Raw genomic sequence first — 21222 nt, 5'->3', positions numbered from 1 at the left:
CTGCTCCTTAACCCCGTTTCCGCTGGATCACATTGATAGTCCAGATCAACACACCAATCAGGAAGAAGGCGCTCGGTGGTAACTTGAACATCTCGTTTGGCAAGTACCAGCCGCCATTTTCGATGGTGGTGAACACAGGGTGACCGAATAAATTACCCGTCCCTAACAGCTCGCGTACAAAGGCAACGCTGATCAAAATCAAGCCATAACCTGTCGCATTACCAAGCGCATCGACGACCGCTAAATGCGGTGGATACTTCATGGCGAAGGCTTCTGCACGGCCCATGATGATACAGTTGGTGATAATTAACCCAACGAATACAGAAAGTTGCTTAGATAACTCATAGGCTACATCCTGCAGAACCATGTCGACGATAATCACCAAGGAGGCGATAACCGTCATCTGCGCGATAATCCGCACACTGGTCGGGATAAAGTTACGAATGGCAGAGATAATCAAGTTAGAAAACACCAACACAAAGGTCACTGCGAGCGTCATCACCACAGCGGTTTGCATTGAGTTACTGACCGCCAGTGCCGAACATACGCCCAGCACTTGCATCGCGACGGGGTTATTGGCAAACACTGGCCCCGTTAACATGTCACGCATGGATAAAGTGTTGCTCATTTTGCCTCTCCCAACTCACCTTGCAATTCACCCTGCGCTGCCGACGCTTTAAGCTGGTTGAAGAAGGTTTGAAAACCTTCAACGCCAAACCAAAACTCCATTGCGCGCTGCACGCCGCGGCCCGTCATGGTCGCGCCACTTACCGCATCCACACCGTGAAGATCGCCTTCTTTAACGCCACCCTTTACAAGACGTATCGCAAATTTGCCTTTTTCATCAAATAATTGCTTGCCCTTCCACAGCGATAACCAATGGGGATCGGTCACAAAGTCGCCGATACCAGGGGTTTCACCGTGCTCGTACACGACTAGCCCTTTAATGGTGTTGAAATCGGGTTCAACCGCCACATAACCGTAGATCATCGACCATAGACCTTTGCCATAGAAAGGCACAACCACGCTGTCTAACTTGCCGTTGGCATCGAGCACTTTAAACACGCGGGCATCGTTCGCACGGGTTTTAATCTTGGCGATATCTTTTTTCGGCGCACTTGAAGTCTCAGGATTAATTGCCGCCATACGCTCATCGAAATCGAGGACGTTAGCGTCTGAGTCCACCTTACCTGTGTCTAGGTTGATCAATAATGGCTTAACAGATTTAGCAAAAATCTCTCTAAACTCATTGCCCTGACCTAAGTTCACATCGGCGGCCATCAACACATAGCGCTGCACTTCGTCACGTTTTTTGGCGACTTTACGTTCTTTCAATATGCCTGCTGTGCCTGTGATCATAAACGAGCACAGGAGGCAGAGCGTGATGGTGAAGATCATGGTCCCCACCACAGTATCTTTCTTAAAGACCATGACGTTTTAATCTCCGTTTGATGTTGGCGCGGGCCACCAGATAATCGAACAGCGGCGCCCAAAGGTTGGCGAACAGAATGGCTAACATCACACCCTCAGGCATTTTGGGGTTAGCGACACGGATAAGCACAGTCATAAAACCAATCAAAGCACCGTAGGCAAACTTGCCTTGGCGAGTGTACGAAGTGGTTACAGGATCGGTGGCCATAAACATCATTGCTAGCGCAAAACCGCCAGTGACAAGATGCCAAGTCCACGGCATTGCCATCATTTGATTGCTGCTAGAACCGATGTAATTACACAGCGTTGCTGTCGCTATCATGCCCAGCAACACACCGAGCACAATGCGCCAATCCGCTAAGCGGCTGATCAGCAATAATGAACCGCCGATCAAAATCGCTAAGGTGCTGGTTTCGCCAATCGCGCCCACGGTAAAGCCAAAAAAGTTGTTCCACCAGTTAGGATCGCTAAAGGCGCTAAACCAAGAGTAATCGGCAAAACTCAACTTGCCCGCTGCAGTTTGTGCCAGCGCTGTTGCACCAGAGAAACCATCAACGGCAACGAGCTGTTTAATGGTTGAAACTTCAGATGGATAGGCGAAGTAGATAAAAGCCAAGCCCGCCAACGCAGGGTTAAGGAAGTTATATCCCATGCCGCCAAACAGCTCTTTAGCCACAACCACACCAAAGGAAATCCCCATGGCCACCAGCCACAACGGTGTCGATACTGGCAAGATTAAGGTAAACAGCAGGGCCGTCACGAAGAAGCCTTCATGCAACTCTTGACCACGAACCCGCGCAAACACCACTTCCCAAAACAAACTGGTGAGCAGTGCTGTCAGGTAAATCGGCAGATAAAAACTAAGACCATAGAGGAATAAACCTAATATCCCAGTGTCTTGGCTAAGGCTGCCAAACAGGGTATTAAAGATTTCTAACTTCCAAATATCTGGCGTCGATAATCCGCCCGCGAGCGCAAGCTGTGCCTGTAGGCCAATGTTATATAGACCGAATAAAATGGCGGGCAGTAAGCACAAACCGACTAGCGTCATGGTACGTTTCACGTCAATCGCGTCACGCACATGCACTTGGCCCTTAGTGCTACGACCATTGGCAATGACGAGTGAGCGCAAAAAGCCCTTCATCGACTTACCCGTTGCGTAGTACTCTTGTTGTAAATCAGAGGCGTCCTGTAAATCAGGTTTTTTCACTTGTTTGGTCATTAACCTTCCCTCTCAATAACATCTAGACAGGCACGTAATTCTTTACCAAAGTCATATTTGCCGGGACATACGAAGGTACACAGCGCCAGATCTTCTTCATCTAACTCCAATGCACCTAAGGCTTGCGCCTCGTCGGTATCACGCACCACTAAGTCTCGAACGAGTAAGGTGGGTAAAATATCCAGTGGCATCACGCGATCTAACTGACCAAAAGCCATCATGGCGCGAGCAGAACCGCCCTGATGAGTCGTAAACTCGAACAATTTAGTCGCACCAAACAGACGTGATGTTACGGCACGAGTGATGGAGAATTTGTCAGAACCACCGCGCACCCAAGGGAGAACATGGTGCTGCGAATCTTCGCTCAACACTGATACTTGGTTGTGGAATCGGCCTAAAAAGTCATGTACGCCCGCCGCGGTATGGCCAGATAACACAGATCCCGATACCACGCGGTTATGGCCAGGTTTGATTTCATCACTCACTAAGGCACTTAGCTCAGCGCCCAACTGAGTGCGCAGTAAACGCGAGTTCAGCACGCTCGGGCCACCTAAGGCGACGATGCGGTCGGTATACAACTCACCGGTTTGGAATAACTTGCCGTAGGCAATCACATCTTGATAACCGATATGCCATACCTGACGCTCTAAACTCACTGGCAAGGTAAAGTGAATATGAGTGCCTACTAAACCCGCAGGATGAACACCATCAAAGCGGCGCACCTCAAGTTGTGGTAATGCTTCTTTAACAATCGCTTCGCCCTTATCCTGGCACAGGTAAACCTTGCCTTCGGTTAAACGGCTCAACACCAGCAAGCCAGCTTTAAAAGCCTCAGTTTGCTCGGCGATAATCAAACGGGGATCAGCGGCCAGTGGATTAGTATCGATAGCGGTGACGAAAATACCTGCTGGCGTGCTATCGAGCGCAGGCACGCGCGAGAAAGGCCTAGTACGCAGGGCCGTCCATAGACCGCTTTTCACTAATTGCGCCTGAACGGTTGACCTTGCTAAAGCGGCGATGTCTTGATGGATATCGAAGGAAATCTGCCCATCGCGGTTTTCACCGTCATCACAACGAATGACGACTGATTGTAGAATTCGACGCTCGCCGCGGTTAATTGCTACGACTTGGCCACTAGCAGGTGCAGTGAACAAGACTCCAGGCGTTTTTTTGTCTTCAAATAGGGCTTGGCCCTTTTGAACAAAATCACCCTCTTCGACCAACATCGTCGGCTTAAGCCCAACGAACTCTTCTCCCAGAACAGCCACTTGGGATGGCTTAGCACCGAGTTCAATGACCTGTCGCGGCTCACCAACAATCGGCAAGTCGAGGCCTTTTTTGATCGTTACAATTTGGTTTGAAAAATCTGCCATCACAAATATCAACCATGAAAAATTTTTAGATAAATTTAGGGTAGAGATTTGTTAACGCAGATTCCGATATTGGCGTCACATTCCGCTGCAAATTCGTAAGTTAGATACGTAAATTTACGCAATTTTGTGACACAGATTCACATCCTTACTTGCTGCAATCTGCAAATGTAGTTTTATAACAATTTATTCATAAATACGTCATTACTGATTTAGTAGTACCTAAGGTTTACAAAAATAAGCCAAAATCTCCATTTCAGTGCTGTAAAGCGATAAAACTGTTAAAAGTGCAACTCAGCGAACAAACTTCAACCAATGGCATGCCTCAAAATGGGGCAGGATGGCTAAACTTGCTGGCTATTTTTAGCGCACTAACATTTCAACCTATGGTTTAACCTTTGCTTTACAGCAAAAGCTTGGTAGCCTCAAACTAAGAGAGTTTCCGTAGGAGAAATAGATGGAATACAGACGCATACCGCATTCTAATCTTGAGGTCAGTAAAATTTGTTTGGGCACTATGACTTGGGGCGAACAAAATACCCAAGCCGAAGCGTTTGCACAGCTGGACTACGCCATAGGCAATGGCATCAACTTTATCGATACGGCGGAAATGTATCCCGTACCACCTAAGCCGGAGACCCAAGGGGAAACCGAGCGTATCCTAGGGCAATATATTAAGGCCCGCGGTAACCGAGACGACTTAGTGATCGCCACTAAAATTGCCGCACCGGGGGGTAAAAGTGATTACATTCGCAAAAATATGGCGCTGGACTGGAACAACATCCACCAAGCGGTCGATGCGTCTTTAGCACGCCTCCAAATAGACACTATCGACCTTTATCAAATCCATTGGCCTGACCGTAATACCAATTTCTTTGGTGAACTGTTTTACAATCAACAAGAGCATGAACATCAAACGCCGATCCTCGAGACCCTAGAAGCGCTAGCCGAAGTGATCCGCCAAGGTAAAGTGCGCTATATCGGGGTGTCGAACGAAACGCCTTGGGGCTTGATGAAATACCTGCAACTCGCCGAAAAACATGGCTTGCCGCGTATTGTGAGTGTGCAAAATCCCTATAACTTGCTTAATCGCAGTTTCGAAGTCGGCATGAGCGAAATCAGTCACCGCGAAAACTTGCCATTACTGGCCTATTCGCCACTGGCCTTTGGCGCCTTGACGGGAAAATATTGCAACGACCAATGGCCTGAAGGCGCGCGCCTGACCTTGTTTAAGCGTTTCGCCCGCTATACAGGTTCGCAAATGGCTCTGGAGGCTACAAAAGCCTATGTCGATTTGGCCCGCGAGTTCAAACTCACGCCCGCACAAATGGCGTTAGCTTTTGTTAACTCACGTAAGTTTGTCGGCTCCAATATCATAGGCGCCACCGACTTATATCAACTGAAAGAAAACATCGACAGTTTAAAAGTCACCTTATCGCCAGAGCTATTAGTACGATTAAACCAACTGTCCGATCAATTTAGATTACCTTGTCCTTAGCCCCTAGGCTTAGTCGGCAAGTTGTTTGAATGACTGACCAATAGCATCGGGTCAAATCCCCCTGATGCTATTGATTTCAAATAGCTTTAGAGGCATAACTTTTACCTTTATATCACCTCATCAATGCGCTCTCTCCTCCATTCAATCAAAAGCTACCTATTACTTAGTCTTCTTTATCTTATCCCTGTGGCTTAGCAAAAGGTCATCGTCTTCAGCTCCACGAGCTCACCAGCGCCAGGCTATGCGAGAAGGCTGCAATACATGGTCTAGGTTACATTCGGATACAGAGTCCTTTTAAGAAGTGAAATATAGTGGCATCACAGTCACTAGACAGATGTCTTAAGGATAAAAAAATGAAAAAACTTTGCTTTGTAATCACAAGTGTTTTGATGTCAAGCCACGCTCTTGCTGAAAGCAATACCTACATTCGTAACGGTAATATCTATAGTCATCAAGATCAGTTCTTTGCTGGCGCAGGTGTTGCTACTGGTAGTCAATTTTATAAGGGTCAAGATCACCAGACAGGTGCCTATCTCAATGGCGGCTACCACGGTGAAGACTTCAACGCCGATCTGTCCGGCATCAACTACCGCTTTTTAGGCACGAACGATAGTGCCGTTAATTTCAGTATCTTTGCCGTTGCCAATCCCGGCTTTGATGCCGATGATGCGGATATTTTAACGGGCATGAAGGATCGCAAATTCAGTGGCGATCTGGGTTTAAACGCCGACATTCATTTAGGAAATGGCACGTTATCGACCAAATTCCAACACGATGTCACCAATATTTATGATGGTTTTCAGGCTGATATCACATATTACCATCCAATAAATGTAGGCTTCGGTGATCTGGTGCCTTATGCGGGTGTGCACTACTTCAGTAAAGACTTCGCAAACTACTACACAGGTGTGACGTCATCTGAAGCTACGGCGCAGCGCCCTGCCTATCAAGCCGACGGCACCTTTGCATATAAGCTAGGCTACGCTTTGGTTATTCCAGTCACTAAGCATTTAGATATTATTCAAGCCACAGGTTACTCGCACATAGGTGCCAACATGGCAGACTCTCCGCTAATAGACAGTAACAACCAGTGGGTTACTACCCTTGGCGTGAACTATAGCTTCTAAACAACCTGACGAGACAAGACCATGACACTTATCAGAAAAACGTTTTTATGTGCTGGATTAGCTCTGATGCTTTCAGCTTGTGCCACTTCCTACGATACCGAAAAGCAATTTTGGTCTTTCGGTAAAGGATTTGAAACCGCACAGATTGCACCCGATAGCTGGCAGATAAGCTTTGTTGGCAATACCAACACTGACCGCGCATTGGCCCGAAAGTACGTCATGCGTAAGTCAGCAGAGTTATGCAAACAAGCGGGTTATAACTACTTCACTTTTACTCACGAACAAACCGATCGTGATGCAATTGGCCAGTTTGGAGTAGGAGCGAGCGCGAGTAAGGATATCTTGTGGGGGAGTTCGACGATGAATCAAGAAACCTCTGTCATGGTCGAAGTCACAGGTTTACATAGCAAGCCAGAAAATGCGAGTTCCCGCATCTATGAAACAGATTACATACTTAACAATGTCAATGTGAAAAGTTAATTGCTCATCAAAAATGCACCAGTCTAGATTCTCGTTAGGTATCAAGGCTGGTGCGTTTTATTTATAAATCCCCCCTGTTCAGCACCAATTCGTTAGGCACTCATTCGTATAGTGAGTTGAGTCATTCTGCCTCTATCTCTAAATCAACTCAGCAGATTAGATTACGTAGGCCTAGCCGCATTGCTCGCTTCAGCTCATGTTAAAGAAACAGACAAAAACGGCTCAAACCTCGCATTATACCAATCGTATTAAACCCCAACTTTAAACTTCAGCCTTGAATTTTAGTGACATGCGAGCCCCACCTAAGTCAGGAGCACGGCCAATACGTAATGGGGACCCCATCCAACAACCAATTCTATCGACAATCGCCAGACCCATGCCATGACCGGAATTTCCCCGGCTGTGCTGACCACGCACAAAAGGTTTAATCACTTGAGTAGATTCCTGTTCATCTATGCCAGGGCCATCATCGTCAACGTGTAACCACGCAATCCCATCTTCCGATGCCAACGTCAGCCGAATCTTTGCCTTACCAAAACGCAGCGCATTATTGAGCAAATTATTCACCTGCATTGATAAGTACTTGGGATCTGTCTTGATCTTGAGCGCTGTGGGATAGGGAACCAGTTCAACTGAAAAATCGGGGTACACTTGACCTTGATACTTTTCGAGTAACCAAGCATTGAGCTCAATCGACTGCCAATCGGGCTGGATATTCGCCTCATCGAGGCGGGCATAGCTGAGCAGTGTCATGACCAACTCTTCCATAGTGTCCAGATCGCGGTTCAATCGCTGAAAATACTTCACCCTAAGTTGTTCGCTTTGGGTTTCTTCTAACGCCGCAATACCAAATCGCAGCCGCGCAATCGGAGTTTTTAAATCATGGGAAACTGCCCGACTAAGCAATTTATTGTCATCGATTAATTGCTGGATGCGATCTGCCATACGGTTGAATTCGCTTTCTATTGTGCCTATGTAGGACGCTTTACTGACCACAATTCGCTGCTGTAATTCTCCCATACCAAATGCTTGAGTCACCTTACTGAGATGAACCAGTTGGCGGATTAAAGGAGACACCCACACCAACAAAATCACCACCACACCGCCATAAAAAAGCATGGTATACAGCTTATTCGCGTTAAAACTCACATCGGCTGGCGTCACTATCTGGGTATTGATATTCAGCACCTGACCCGTTTTAGGCAATAAATAGTGCAAAGAGATGCCGTCATCGGACTCCAGCAATAATGATTCCCCTGAATAAAACTCTGTCTTTAGGGCTGAGGGTAAGACAAAATCCGCTTCATTCACCAAAGACAATTGATCTGCATTTCGCTGATTCCAGTTGTCTATAAACGCATTATTTGGGGCGGGATCGTTATCTAACGTTTGCGCCAGTGAGCCGCCCAGCAGTTTTAATGCCGCGAGGTGAGTTGCTGGGCTAGACGTTTCATTATCAGGATCAATAAGTGTTGCAAACTCACTTATCGACCAGCCTAGGCTGGCAATGGCCACCAGCACGACCAGCACCAGAGAAGTCATTAACTTCTTCATAAAGCTTGCTCGGCCTCATCGCGGCAAAACAAATATCCCTTGCCACGAATGGTTTTGACTTTATAGGGCTGACTCAACGCTTCCTGCAACTTCTTGCGTAAGCGCGATATGCGAATATCCACCGAGCGGTCTAGGCCATCGTATTCAATGCCCCGCAGTTGAGCCACCAATTCATTGCGACTCACTATCGTGCCCGCCTTCAATGCCAGCAGCCACAAGACATCAAACTCATTGGCATTCAAATCCAGCGGCTGTTTATCAATGGTGACTGACTTTGCCGTCGCATTTAACACTAAAGAATCAAACACTAATTGCTGCTTTTGCTCCTCATCACTCACTCGGCGTAACAGGGCCTTTATCCGCGCTAACAGCACCTGTGGTCGAATCGGCTTAGTGAGGTAATCATCAGCACCGGCATCTAACCCGCGGATTTCATCGCCGTCCTCAACGCAAGCCGTCATAAATAAAATGGGCCCAGTATAAAATCCCCTGGCCTCCTTACACACATCGAAGCCATTCTTAACGGGCATCATCACGTCGAGTAGCACTAAGTCAGGCATCTCATCGGCTATCATCTCTAAGGCAAAATCACCTTGGCTGGCCACTGTGACTCCGTAACAGTGATCCAGTAAATAATCACTGATCCACTCTGCCAGAGAGGTATCGTCCTCTACGACTAAGATATGCTTTGCAACTGACATATTAGAATAACCTCCAACCGGACTGACTCTGTTTAGGGGCCTTATAAACCCATGTCACGACCACTTTAACTTGTGCGAGCGGTTGTACATCATCATTACGGATAAGACTAAAAGTCGCCGTTTTATCCCCTTCAAAACTATATTGATATTCTTGCAAAGCTTTGCCAGTCCAGCAGGTTAACTGGTGCTGACGGTCTGTCAGTATGAGGCAGTACTCGCCGCTCGCGGGTGTCTGCCATCGGAACAATACATCTTGATAGCAAGTTTGCCCTTTATGCAGTGCAATGCAGCGTTCTGGGGTCGCGGTAAAAATAACGGCATCATCCTGACTCCAAACCAAAAAAGGCGCGCTCAGCATCACTACCGCTAACAATTGATAAAATCGATTCATGCCCTCCTCCTAAAACACATAGCTAAGAGAAGCATTAAAATACGATGTATAACTCGCTTGATTGAAGGGACTGTCGGTCACTTCTTGGGATAACACATTGAAGCGATACATGGCCCGAAAGACAAAATTTTCACTCAGCGGATAGGCAACCCCTAACTCCATGCCGTAACTGAAAGAGCTATCCGGCCGATACTCAGGAAAGCGTTCAGTGGCTTCTTCCTTACTGATCCCAAAAAGATAGCGATTCAAGGTGGCAGATGAGTAACCTACGCTCCCCAATACGTGAAAATTCCAATTACGAACCTGCCAGGACTTACCCAATCTGGCAGAACTTTGAATACCTTGATCATCATAATAATCAGATACTAACCTATACTGAAAAACATAGTTATCGCCCCAATAACGTGTGGCACGAAAACCGGCACCAACATAGAGAGAATCTTCCGATAGTAGATAAGCATTGCGGCCAGCTTCATCCAGCGTACTGGGATCCACATCAGGACGGGACCATGAACCTTGCAAGTTAGCCAATAGCAGTTCTAATGACCAATCCTCTGAACTCCAAAGATTAAATCCCAGATTAATGCCATCTTGAGATTGATGGATCATCTCAACAAACAGCCCTTTGTACTGGTACATGCCACTGACTAACAGCGACAACTGTGCAGAACCAGAATCCGTTTGCCGAACATCGACTTGATTAATCCCGTAAACACTCATGCCCAGCTCAAAATCACCGCCGTCAGCAAGGCGATTAGTTCCTCCAGTAACACTGCTCGCAATATCTGATGCTGCAGCGGTTCTAGGAAGAATGCTCAGCGTTAACACAAGAAGCCAAAGAATACGCATGCCCATTTAATTCACATTTTTAGTCGTTATTTAGCGCTACATATTACAACAGTTTGTTGCAAGTCACTGCACAACCAGTATCATTTTTACGGCAATTGTGTGTCGGATAACAAGATAGACCTATATCCCAAACAACTTGAATCCTGCATCTTCAAATTGTTTGAGGATATACTCACCTCACATTGAGTTAAGGCACAAATGAGGCTCAAGCTAAGATGAAGTGGCGCAGTTAAGTTAACCGCTGTCGTCGTTAGCACACTGAATTATGGGCTAATACATTTAAACAACTCGCACCTTAAACTGCTGCATCGTTTCCCTCAATGAATTAGCCTGCTTAGACAGTGACTCACTGGCTTTCGCGGTTTCGTTAGCGCTGCAGAGAACCAACTCACCCGAATCACGAATCGCATTAATGCGCTCACTAATATCTTCGGCGGTCACGGCTTGCTCCTCACTAGCGGTCGCGACTTGAGTATTAGCCTGAGTCAGTTCAGTTAAGGCATCTAAAATCTCAAATAGGTGCTGCTTGGCTTGATTAACGAGCAGTGACGATTCACTGATTTGCTTATCGTTATTGGCGAAGGATTCAACTGAAGACTTAGCATCTTTCACGAGTGTTTGGATAAGATCGCTGATCTCCTGCGTGGCCGTTTGACTGCGCGTTGCCAATGCCCGCACTTCTTCGGCGACCACAGCAAACCCACGACCTTGATCTCCAGCCCGCGCCGCTTCAATCGATGCATTCAAAGCTAATAAGTTCGTCTGCCCAGCTATCGCATCGACCACAGAAACAAAGTTGAGGATTTTTCCCGTACTCGCCTGAACCTGTTGAATAAGTTGATTCGAATACTGGGCGCTGGCAACCAACTGCTTCGAGATTTTTTCGCTCGCATCGACAACCTCGCAACTTTCTTTCACTTTATGCTCGGCTTGTCCCGCTGAGTAAGAAGCGGTTTCTGCACTACTCGCCACTTCAGTGATCGTTGCTGCCATTTGGGTCATAGAGGCGGCGACTTGGTCAGTGTTATCCTGCTGCCTCAACATAGCCTCACGATTATTCTCGGCCACCGCATTAAGCTCAGTCACCATAGAGGCAATTTCTTCACTTCGAGCAATCACTTGGCCAACAGTTTTACTTAAGGTCCACGCCATTTGATTCATACTGACGGTAAGTTCACCTAATTCATCCTTGGAATCGACACGTAACTCTTGGTTAAAGTTGCCCTTTTCCATCATGGCGGCAGAATTACGTAACCGATTGATAGATTTGACCATGTATTGACTGCAAGCAATACCAATCAATAATCCTATGACTAAAGACACTATCGAAATAATCGTTAAGCCATAAATGGCCCTAAGCTCTTCTTCCTCTGTTACAGAAACTGCAGCTTGAGTCATCAGCGCTAAACGTTCTACGAATTGACTTAGCTCAGCATTAAACACATTTTGCGCTTCCTCTAAAGATTCAACCCGCTTAGCCAAAGCGGTATGGTCTTCTTTTTGCTGAATTCCCGAAATAACGGTGCCAAGCAGGACTTTATAATCTGCAAAATGTTGGATGATCGTGTCAATATCTTGATTTAGCTGCTGTGTTTTCTCACGTACTTGAGGAGTTTTAGCGTTTTTTAATGCCTCTCCAAGCATGGTTTGAGTCGAGAGCAACTCCTTGCTAATGTCTTCATTGTGCTGAACAACATCCGCAATAAAAGCCGCTAGAATGAGTGGACTGGATACGGCGTCAACATCCGCGGCACGAAACGCTTTTTCTAGAATGACAGAGCTTTCAAGCTGCTTAATGGTGATGTCAGTCGATAGCCTGACTAATGGAATATTCTCTTCTGCAATGCCATGAATTTCCTCCGATACACGCTGCATCTTCAACAGACTAAATCCAGACAAAATCAAGATCAGCACTAACATCACCCCAACGAGGGCGATCATCTTATGTTTAATCCGTAAGTCTTTTAAAAGCTTCACCATAAAACTACTCTCCAGCAAAACACTGACAACGAAGGACGTCCAATTTAGGATAGTCGGAGTTTTAACTTTCGGTGGATGAATTAAGCGTAAAGTATTAGCTGAATTTAAAAGAAAAACTTAAACATTAGAAAAATCGCATCATAGCTAAGCTCAATGATGCGTTAGAGTCTAAAACCGTTTAAGGCGTGCGAAATATCTATTAGGCAACAGTTTGAACAGACCTTAGTGAAATTAGGCGTTCAATACCACTGTCCGATACCAACGCCTCAACAAACCGCTAAAACTTGCATTCACATGGCAGATCACAGAAGATCCCATGGCCTTTTTCATTGCCCTTAGCCTCGCCCATGACTCAACCTGCATCGCCTACGCCAAATACTGTGACTCACACAGCGACGAATACAATGGCTGACATTGAAACATCCCATGCCTCGGCGAATGCTATGCCTGATACCACAGTGACACTTGGCTCATCTGAAGCATATCAGCAAAATGCTCAGATTCGGTCGCAATTCCCAGCGTTAAATCAAATGCTTGATGGTTATCCCCTATGTTATCTCGACACAGCAGCCACCAGCCAAAAGCCGCAAATGGTGTTAGATGCCATGGCAAAGTTTTACGCTAATGACAATGCGAATGTACACCGTGCTGCACATCAGTTATCAGCGCGTTCGACCTTAAGCTATGAGAAAGTGCGCGATCAGTTGCAGCAATTTTTGAAGGCAAAACGCCGCGAAGAAATCATTTTTACCCACGGCACCACAGAATCAATCAACTTAGTCGCCTTTGGGCTGACTGCCCAATTAAACGCTGGCGATGTGATATTAATCGACGCCGCCGCTCACCACGCCAATATCGTGCCTTGGCAGGAACTGGCGAAATGCACAGGGGCAATCATTAAACCAATCCCGCTCTGTCAGGATTGCCGCTTAGATATCAACGCCTATAAAACCTTGCTCGAGTTAAAGCCTAAAATCGTCGCCCTATGCCATGTTTCCAACGCCCTAGGTACAGTCAATCCCGTGACTCAGCTAGTGCAGTTAGCGAAAAAACAAGGTGCCATCACCTTAGTTGATGGTGCGCAGGCAGTGGCGCATTTAACGCTGGATGTGACTGAAATCGATTGTGATTTTTACGTCTTCTCGGGGCATAAAATGTATGGTCCCACTGGTGTTGGCGTGCTTTACGGCCGTTTCGACGCGTTAGATAATCTCGCGCCACTATTAACTGGAGGCGAGATGATTAAACGCGTGAGTTTTGAGGCGACAGAATTTGGCAACCTGCCGAATCGCTTAGAAGCGGGCACACCGCCGATTGCTGAAGTCATAGGTTTGGGCGCGGCCATTACATTTTTACAAACCGAGCTCATGCCGCAGGTTCAAGCTTATGAAGCAGAACTAATTAACTATTTACAAAGCCAATTGCGCGCGCTCGGTGAAGTGCATTTATACGGCGCCTTTGATGACAATATCGGTGTAGTCGCGTTTAATCTTGCCAATGAACATCACCAAGATGTGGGCATTTTACTGGACCAACAAGGGGTTGCCGTTCGCTGTGGCCATCATTGTGCCATGCCATTAATGCAGAGTCTGAATCTTAAGGGCTGTTGCCGCGCCTCTATCGGTATCTACACCAATAAAGACGATATCGACCGCTTTATTGCCGCGTTAGCCTCAGTAAAAGACTTGCTGCTGTAATCCAGCATTTAGCCACTGATCTACGCCACTCATACGATGCTCAAAATAAGTTACGCTCAAGACAAGTTACGCTCAAGTAAGTGAGACAGGATTTAGCCCTATGACAGATTCAATCATGCCTATGCCAAATGAGGCCGATTTTCACTATTTAGTGCAAGATGCCGAAACCTTACTGGCGCGTTTTACGAATGCCCCTAACTGGCAGGAAAGATATCGTCAAATTATGTTGTTAGGGAAAGACTTACCAAGCTTAAGCCCTGAGCTTCGCATCGAGGCCGCTCAGGTCAAAGGCTGCGAAAGTGATGCGTGGATTTATCATCTAGAACAGGCTGGCAAACACTATTATTTAGCCGACAGCGATGCCCGCATCGTTAAGGGATTGATCGGATTATTGCTTGGCGCCTGCCATGGTAAAAGCCGCGCTGAAATCCAAGCATTTGATCCTACAGCTTACTTCAAACAATTGGGCCTAGAAGGTCAGCTCAGCCCATCGCGCACTAACGGCCTTAACTCACTGGCAAAAGCAATGGTTGAAGCCACTCGATAATCATAACCCGAGGGTTTTCATTTACTGCGACAAGCGATAATTGAAACCACTCGGCAACAACAAATAATCACAACTCTAGCTCAGGGGCAAAGGCCAAAAAAGGGATTTAATCAAAGACTTCTACGCCCTAAAAAGGTATAAAGAAGTTACATTTGCGTTATTGATAGGAACCGAGCATGCCCATCAAGGCAGTCAATCACTACCGTCGTACACTCCTTAAAGGTCTTGGCGCAGCAACTCTGTTAAGTCCACTCGCCAGTTTACCTAGCTTTGCCGCCGCACAGAGGCGGATATATGTCGATGGTTTATCTTTCCTTCCCGATGACTTAAGTGATGTAACTGCCGCTAAGCTCGATGCCTATCTTTGCGATATTTCGGCTATTGAGACCATAGAACAAGCCGATGGCACTCAAAACTACAAACGCACTTATAAAGCTTGCATGGAAAGCATTAAGCAGGCCGCTAAACGGGTAAGTGATCATCCCGATATTTTACTGCAAGGTCTGAGGGGGCGAGATATTCAACGTGCCCGCGACAGCCAGCGCACTGCGGTATACTTTCAAATCCAAGGCGCAGATTGTGTCGAAGAAGACAGTGAAGCTAACCAGTGGGCGCGGGTAGATGAGTTACATCAACAAGGGCTACGCGTACTGCAACTCACCCACCATTACGGTAATACCTTTGCCGGTGGCGCCTTAGACAGTGATTCCAGCGTCGGGCTCAATAAGCCGCTCACCGCACACGGACGTGAACTTATCGCCAAACTCAATCACGCCAATATCTTGATCGATGTGAGTCACTCCAGCGCTCAAACCGCTTTAGATGTCGCAAAAATCACTAAGTCACCCATAGTGCAAAGCCACGGCGCAGCGCGCGGCATAGTCAACCATGCCCGTTGTTCTCCCGATGAAGTGATCCGCGCCATCGGCGATAGCGGCGGCGTATTCGGCGTGTTTATGATGAGTTTCTGGCTCACCAATAATGCCGTGCCCACGATTGATGATTATATTCGCCAACTGGAATACGTTATGCGTGTTGGTGGAGTGGACTGCGTGGCAATCGCTAATGACTTCCCACTCCGTGGCCAAGAAAACCTACTGGCACTCGGTAATGACAACGCCAAAGGCATTAAAGAATATCAAGAATGGTGGTACAGCCTGAGGGCGAAAGGCGTGCTAGGTTTTGATGCAGAGCCAAGGCATGTCGTGATCCCCGAGCTGAATCATATCGATCGCATGAGCCGTATCGACGATGCCTTAGCCAAGGCACGCTTTAAATCTACTGACCGCGACCGTTTTATGGGTGGTAACTGGCAAAGAGTGCTCAACAAAGTGCTACTGTAAATGCCATTGTTTTATCGTCATGTTTAATTTACTTTGTCGATAAATTTACTGGTTTATCAGCTTGTTTCAGTCTTGGATATTCTATGCTGACCACACTCGCTATTTTCAATTATCGCTCTCTGCGTGAAATCGTCTTGCCCCTAGGGCAACTCAATTTGATCACTGGGGCGAATGGCAGTGGTAAATCGAATCTATACAAGGCACTACGTTTACTCGCACAAACGGCGCAGGGCGGCGTTGTCAATGCTTTAGCCCAAGAAGGCGGACTCGACTCCAGCTTTTGGGCGGGACCAGAAAACCCCACCAAAAGTATGCTAGCGGGCGACACCGCCATTGAAGCCACCGTCAGGCAAGCGCCAAGACGCCTAAAACTTGGCTTTGCCGGCGAAGATTTTAGCTATCTTATTGAACTCGGTTTACCCAAACCCGACGCCACCACGCTGTTTGGCTTAGATCCACAAATCAAGCGCGAAGCCATTTGGAACGGCCCTAAGTATCGACCCTCAACGGTATTGGTTGAGCGCCGTGGTCCTATGGTGAAGAGTCGCACTGCTGACGGACAAGGCTGGATAACCTTAGGCGCACACCTGCAAACCGGCGACAGTATTTTTACGGAACTTGCCGATCCAGAGCGCAGCCCTGAAGTGCTAAAGCTTCGCGATAGTATCCGCGCATGGCGTTTTTACGATCACTTCAGAACCGATGCAGAAGCGCCAGCCCGTCGTCCACAATTAGGTACAGCCACGCCAGTATTGCACCACGATGGGCGCGACCTTGCATCAGCAATTCAAACCATTTTTGAGATAGGTGATAAAGCGGCTTTTGATCATGCGGTGAGCGATGCGTTTCCCGGTGCAGAGGTTCGAATCGAACCTCAAGAGGGCGGCATTTTAGTGCTCGCATTTCATCAGCATGGTTTATTAAGGCCACTCAATGCCAGTGAATTGTCGGATGGCACCCTGCGCTATTTGCTGTTAATCGCCGCCCTACTGACCCCAAGACCGCCAGAGCTTATGGTGCTAAACGAGCCAGAAACTAGCCTACATCCCGACTTATTACCTGCGCTTGCACGCTTAATCGCTAAGGTATCGGAAGAGTGCCAGTTGTGGGTGGTTTCCCATGCTAATCGGCTTATTAATGCCTTAAGTCAATTTGAACACTGCAATACCTTGGCCTTAGACAAAACCTTAGGCCAAACGCAGATCCAAGGCCAAGACTTACTCAATACGCCCAGTTGGCTATGGCAGAATCGTTAACCTGTAGCCTTAACCCTAATCAATCGTAAAATACCGCAAGCCATAGGGTTTCTGAACTTATAGAAGTCGAAGCGACTCGATGTTTTTGATGGGGCGGAATCGTTAAGTAATCACCAGGAGTTAGCGTAACGGGTTCACCTTGTTCAAATTCAAGCGTCGCCTCGCCTTTGAGCAGCATCACCCATTCATGTTGAGTTTGATCGTATCATTGACCTTCGGGTAGATACCCAAACCACCTGAAGATGCAGGATTCAGCGGGAATTTAACGCACTTTAGGCAAGGCGGCTATTTGCAGACCTAGTGGACTAAGTTAAAAATAGCCAACACGGCATAAAGTGCGTTAAAACCCGCCGGGACGGAGCGCTTAGGGCACTCCACTTCCGTGTTGCATCAATTCAGAAGGTGGCCGACATTCTGTCATTGATGCGCCTTGAATTGAAGCACCCTAAGCGCTCTGAAACTCGTATCTTCAGGTAGCTTGGGTATATTGCCCATTGGAAACGATGCGCTCAATGGTCACAGTGTTATTGCCCGCCAGTTTTTCAAACACTTCGGCCGATAAATCTGTGGGTAATTTTGCAAAAAAGTTATCAAGCATTTTGTCTTTATTCCTCTGCTTTTATTAATGTGCCACTCTGATTAAACGGTATTTGGAGCAATCAAGCATTGAGAAACGAATCCATAAACCGCTATGATATGCGCACAGAAATACTCAGTTACCATGAGTATTCCTCAGATAAGCTTATTGTTTTACATATGGATATGGAGATTTCCCCCAATGTCGTTGTTTCGCGCACTCAAAGCCAAGTTATTTCCCTCAAACCAAACTAGCCGCGATCCAAAAGACATTCATCTTCAAACTGAATCACAAACACTCAGCCAAGAACAAGATTTAACGCAGGAGCCGTCAGTCGCTGTACCGCTATTCCAGCGCCACTTCAGCTTAAAAATCCATGCGACAAAGGCAGACGCAACTTCTTGCGAAGAAAATGCCGACCACGGCTTAACTCTCTATCACTACGATACGCCCCAAGTCATAGAACTCTTGGGCTGGGAAAACGTCAATGAATGCTGCGAATTCCACCATACCGAATTCGACCGCCTCGAAATCAGCAATCAATTCCCTTTCCCCGAGCAGAACTTTTGGCTCGACAAGGTAAAAGTGTGCAGTATCACCCCAAAAAAGAACAACCAAATAAAGGCGTTGTGGCAAGTTGAGCTTAACAATCTCGATGCATTATTGATAAGCCACTTTACCCTCGATGCAGACAATATAGTGCAAGGCGATATTCAAGATTACGCCAGCCTAACAGGCCAACTGCACCGCACTTTTCACCAACTCAATACTGAAGATGGTGCGGGTATACTTAGAATCATCACCCAAAGCCCAGGGCTTACCCAAGCCGTCGATTCAAACTATTTTGGCGAACGTAATGGCGTGACCCGCCAATTCAATGCCCTAGGTACCCTATTATTTGAAGGCAACTTTATTAATGATCAGCAACTTGGAATACAAACGTGGTACGACCATGAGGGCAAGATCAATCAAATAGAAGATCGCCATCCCCAAGGTCAATTTATTCAATACTTTTATGGCAATGGTCAGCTTAAAGAAACCGCCGAACAAGATAGCAATAGCCATTATATCAATACGTTAACTCGCTACTATGAATCTGGACAAATACAGCTTATCCGGCCCTTAGTGCAAGATGTTATCCACGGAATTGAAAAACAATATTACCCTGATGGTTCACTAGAAGCTGAAAGATATTACAACCAAGGCTATGAATATGAAGCCGTTTGGTATCATCCCAATGGAGCAATTAAACAAAAAGTGTGTAACGATGTGACGGGCAAAGTCATTGAAGAGTTTTACGACTCAGGTAAGCCTGCATGGCGTGATCCCTTCAATACCGAAGGCCAATTACATGGCGAACATGTAAAATGGTATCCCAATGGCCAAATTGAAGAAAAAATCTATTTTGAGGATGGCAAAGAACAAGGCATGGCCCTTTGGTATCATGACAATGGTCAACTCGCCCTTGAGATCTATCTTGAAAAGGGACTCAGGGAAGGTCTATTTAGAAGCTATTATAAAAGTGGCGTGCTTTCGGCCGAAGGCCAATATAAAAATAATCTCTCGGTAGCCCCTTTTATTGAATACCACGAAAACCAGCAAATTCAGATGTACTTACCGCACACACAGGGCAACCGTGATGGCACAGCTCGCTGGTTTTATGAAGATGGCACGATACGTACAATTTCTGAATATGAAGTTCGTGATGGCCAAGGCTACCTCAAAGAGTCCAGCTTTTATAATAACAAAGGGATCCTCAAATCCTATCAGAGTCACTCGAATACCCGCTGCGGCTATAATCTTGATAATAATCAAAGGGAATACTATCAAGAAGGTATTGCCGATACTCGCATCGAATACTATGAAGATGGCGCCATTCGCTGGTTACTCACCCGTACGCAAGGAGATTTATTTAGCTCTAAATCCTTGTTCCCTCAAGGTTTAATTTTAGAAACTGGCACAATCCAAATTACTAATGGTCGTTACCTCGATATCGGCCATTGGCAACGTTTTACGCCCCAAGGAAAAGTGTACCGCGAAGCCTGGCTAGATGAACAAGGCCAACTGATAGAAAGCCGTCACTACTTTGATTTTCATGAAAATATAGCAACTCAGGAAGATGAAGAACCTGAATGGGATAGCCCAGAAAATCCTAGTTATGACTATGATGAAGACGATGCTGATGGGCAAAGTAACGGACCAAATAACCGTACGGATGACAGCGAACATCATGCTCGCAATAGTAGCAATAACGCATATTTATCTCGTCAGAAGTATCACGCACCCAATGGCAATACCACGACAAAACAGCGAGAAGATAAAACAATAGCAGTAGATGTCGCCGCTCATACCGAAGAACCCATATTGGCTTATCACTTAAAATTTGATGATGAAAGCAAGCTTTATGCAATGAAACGCTATCATCCCAATCGCCAGATTGCCGAAGAAGGTAATTTACAAATTCAGGGACAGGAGCAATTCTGGGTCGGCATCCACAATCAATACGATGAGCAAGGCAAACTCAAGCTTTCCGAAACCTATACTATGGCCGGCGAACCGATAGAGCACTCCACTAGCACAAGTAGGATAGTGTTAAATTAATCAAGCAGATTTGAATCACACTCGATAGCGAGGATAGGTAAGCCCAGATAAAACTTGGCTTACCTTACTCACATTAACCGTCAGCTTGCGATAACAATTCCAAGCTTGATAGCACTAAATGAATCTAAGTCGCAGCACTAAAACTTAAGCCACGGCACTAAAACTAAAGTGCAAAAAAACTAAAGCGCAAAAGTGGCGATGGTCTTTTGAATACCCACAACATCCGTGCCACGCTTGAGCTCTTTTACTAAAGGTTCGCTCTGGCCTGAAATCCAAATTTTAAGCTCGGCATCCATATCAAAATGCCCTGTCGTTTCCACTTCAAAATGGGTAATGGATTTATAAGGTATTGAATGGTAAGTAACCTTCTTGCCTGTAAGTCCCTGCTTATCAATTAAGATCAGGCGTTTATTGGTGAAAATAAACAAATCACGGATCACTTTGTAGGCGAGTTTTAATTCTTCTTGAATGCCCATGATAGGCCTTAATTCCTCGGCTAATTCCTGTAAATCAACCTCAGCAGCATTACCGAGTAAACCGTCTAACAATCCCATTTTAATATCCCTTATTATTAATATTATTTTCAATAAGATATCTG

19 protein-coding genes and 1 pseudogene are annotated in these 21222 nt (G+C 46.3%); 8 read left to right on the top strand and 12 right to left on the bottom strand.

The features are described 5' to 3' along the window. Window positions 1–7: 7 nt before the first annotated feature. The 4 genes from L5L97_RS03435 to L5L97_RS03420 are packed head-to-tail and all read right to left on the bottom strand — an operon-like array spanning window position 8 to window position 4026. Entirely contained in the window at window positions 8–628 is a 621-nt protein-coding gene (locus L5L97_RS03435) for an NADH:ubiquinone reductase (Na(+)-transporting) subunit D (protein WP_028761892.1), read from the bottom strand. Continuing rightward, window positions 625–1431 carry a Na(+)-translocating NADH-quinone reductase subunit C gene (locus L5L97_RS03430; protein ID WP_131523704.1) on the bottom strand — a complete coding sequence of 269 codons (807 nt, stop codon included), beginning with the start codon at window positions 1429–1431 and terminating at the stop codon, window positions 625–627. Before L5L97_RS03430 ends, L5L97_RS03435 begins: the two co-directional genes overlap by 4 nt. Then, window positions 1421–2653 (bottom strand): NADH:ubiquinone reductase (Na(+)-transporting) subunit B, encoded by a 1233-nt coding sequence (locus L5L97_RS03425; RefSeq protein WP_113939793.1) that lies wholly within the window; start codon window positions 2651–2653, stop codon window positions 1421–1423. The genes L5L97_RS03430 and L5L97_RS03425 overlap by 11 nt, the downstream gene beginning before the upstream one ends. Next, window positions 2653–4026 (bottom strand): Na(+)-translocating NADH-quinone reductase subunit A, encoded by a 1374-nt coding sequence (locus L5L97_RS03420; protein ID WP_263183268.1) that lies wholly within the window; start codon window positions 4024–4026, stop codon window positions 2653–2655. Before L5L97_RS03420 ends, L5L97_RS03425 begins: the two co-directional genes overlap by 1 nt. Before the next feature lie 454 nt (window positions 4027–4480). Between L5L97_RS03420 and L5L97_RS03415 the strand changes: the two genes are divergently transcribed. The 3 genes from L5L97_RS03415 (at window position 4481) to L5L97_RS03405 (ending at window position 7128) form a co-directional block, all read left to right on the top strand. Continuing rightward, entirely contained in the window at window positions 4481–5521 is a 1041-nt protein-coding gene (locus L5L97_RS03415) for an NADP(H)-dependent aldo-keto reductase (RefSeq protein ID WP_263183266.1), read from the top strand. A gap of 353 nt (window positions 5522–5874) precedes the next feature. Continuing rightward, window positions 5875–6648 (top strand): outer membrane protein OmpV, encoded by a 774-nt coding sequence (ompV, locus tag L5L97_RS03410; protein ID WP_317629544.1) that lies wholly within the window; start codon window positions 5875–5877, stop codon window positions 6646–6648. A 21-nt stretch (window positions 6649–6669) separates the two neighbouring features. Then, window positions 6670–7128, top strand: a complete 459-nt coding sequence (locus L5L97_RS03405; RefSeq protein ID WP_028761861.1) for a CC0125/CC1285 family lipoprotein — start codon at window positions 6670–6672, stop codon at window positions 7126–7128. 261 nt (window positions 7129–7389) lie between these two features. Here the strand turns inward: L5L97_RS03405 and L5L97_RS03400 are convergent, their stop codons facing one another. The 5 genes from L5L97_RS03400 to L5L97_RS03380 all read right to left on the bottom strand — a co-directional run bounded on the left by L5L97_RS03400 (window position 7390) and on the right by L5L97_RS03380 (window position 12603). Next, the gene (locus tag L5L97_RS03400) at window positions 7390–8682 is read right to left on the bottom strand and encodes an ATP-binding protein (RefSeq protein ID WP_263183263.1); all 1293 of its coding nucleotides are present in this window, start codon (window positions 8680–8682) and stop codon (window positions 7390–7392) included. Then, complete coding sequence (locus tag L5L97_RS03395; RefSeq protein WP_263180371.1) at window positions 8679–9383, bottom strand: response regulator transcription factor; 705 nt, start codon at window positions 9381–9383, stop codon at window positions 8679–8681. Before L5L97_RS03395 ends, L5L97_RS03400 begins: the two co-directional genes overlap by 4 nt. Before the next feature lies 1 nt (window position 9384). Beyond that, complete coding sequence (locus L5L97_RS03390) at window positions 9385–9774, bottom strand: DUF3019 domain-containing protein (protein WP_263180374.1); 390 nt, start codon at window positions 9772–9774, stop codon at window positions 9385–9387. A 9-nt stretch (window positions 9775–9783) separates the two neighbouring features. Continuing rightward, window positions 9784–10623 carry a MipA/OmpV family protein gene (locus tag L5L97_RS03385; RefSeq protein ID WP_028761859.1) on the bottom strand — a complete coding sequence of 280 codons (840 nt, stop codon included), beginning with the start codon at window positions 10621–10623 and terminating at the stop codon, window positions 9784–9786. 279 nt (window positions 10624–10902) lie between these two features. Then, a complete protein-coding gene (locus L5L97_RS03380) occupies window positions 10903–12603 on the bottom strand; it encodes a methyl-accepting chemotaxis protein (RefSeq protein ID WP_219234440.1) in 1701 nt (566 codons plus the stop codon). Window positions 12604–12950: 347 nt separating this feature from the next. Between L5L97_RS03380 and L5L97_RS03375 the strand changes: the two genes are divergently transcribed. The 4 genes from L5L97_RS03375 (at window position 12951) to L5L97_RS03360 (ending at window position 17446) form a co-directional block, all read left to right on the top strand. Beyond that, entirely contained in the window at window positions 12951–14300 is a 1350-nt protein-coding gene (locus L5L97_RS03375; RefSeq protein ID WP_263183259.1) for an aminotransferase class V-fold PLP-dependent enzyme, read from the top strand. A gap of 100 nt (window positions 14301–14400) precedes the next feature. Further along, window positions 14401–14847: a SufE family protein gene (locus L5L97_RS03370; RefSeq protein WP_028759335.1), complete on the top strand. Its 447-nt coding sequence runs from the start codon at window positions 14401–14403 to the stop codon at window positions 14845–14847. A 176-nt stretch (window positions 14848–15023) separates the two neighbouring features. Beyond that, window positions 15024–16190, top strand: coding sequence for a dipeptidase (locus L5L97_RS03365; RefSeq protein WP_263183257.1), 1167 nt, complete (start codon window positions 15024–15026; stop codon window positions 16188–16190). 83 nt (window positions 16191–16273) lie between these two features. Next, on the top strand, window positions 16274–17446 hold the full coding sequence (locus L5L97_RS03360; protein ID WP_263183254.1) for an AAA family ATPase: 1173 nt from the start codon (window positions 16274–16276) through the stop codon (window positions 17444–17446). A gap of 19 nt (window positions 17447–17465) precedes the next feature. On the opposite strand, the pseudogene L5L97_RS03355 reads toward L5L97_RS03360, so the two are convergent. Continuing rightward, a pseudogene (locus L5L97_RS03355) lies at window positions 17466–17651 on the bottom strand (cupin domain-containing protein); the annotation flags it as partial. Window positions 17652–17915: 264 nt separating this feature from the next. Beyond that, window positions 17916–18044 (bottom strand): cupin, encoded by a 129-nt coding sequence (locus L5L97_RS03350; protein ID WP_263139544.1) that lies wholly within the window; start codon window positions 18042–18044, stop codon window positions 17916–17918. Window positions 18045–18224: 180 nt separating this feature from the next. Between L5L97_RS03350 and L5L97_RS03345 the strand changes: the two genes are divergently transcribed. Further along, the gene (locus L5L97_RS03345) at window positions 18225–20624 is read left to right on the top strand and encodes a toxin-antitoxin system YwqK family antitoxin (protein WP_263183252.1); all 2400 of its coding nucleotides are present in this window, start codon (window positions 18225–18227) and stop codon (window positions 20622–20624) included. A 179-nt stretch (window positions 20625–20803) separates the two neighbouring features. On the opposite strand, the gene L5L97_RS03340 is transcribed toward L5L97_RS03345, so the two are convergent. Then, window positions 20804–21178 (bottom strand): PH domain-containing protein, encoded by a 375-nt coding sequence (locus tag L5L97_RS03340; RefSeq protein ID WP_105250128.1) that lies wholly within the window; start codon window positions 21176–21178, stop codon window positions 20804–20806. Window positions 21179–21222: the final 44 nt, after the last annotated feature.

It is taken from the genome of Shewanella sp. SM71 (assembly GCF_025653905.1).
GTDB classification, from domain to species: domain Bacteria; phylum Pseudomonadota; class Gammaproteobacteria; order Enterobacterales; family Shewanellaceae; genus Shewanella; species Shewanella oncorhynchi.
The sequence above is the reverse complement of the archived record's forward strand: the minus strand, read 5'-3'. Positions and strand labels throughout refer to the sequence as shown.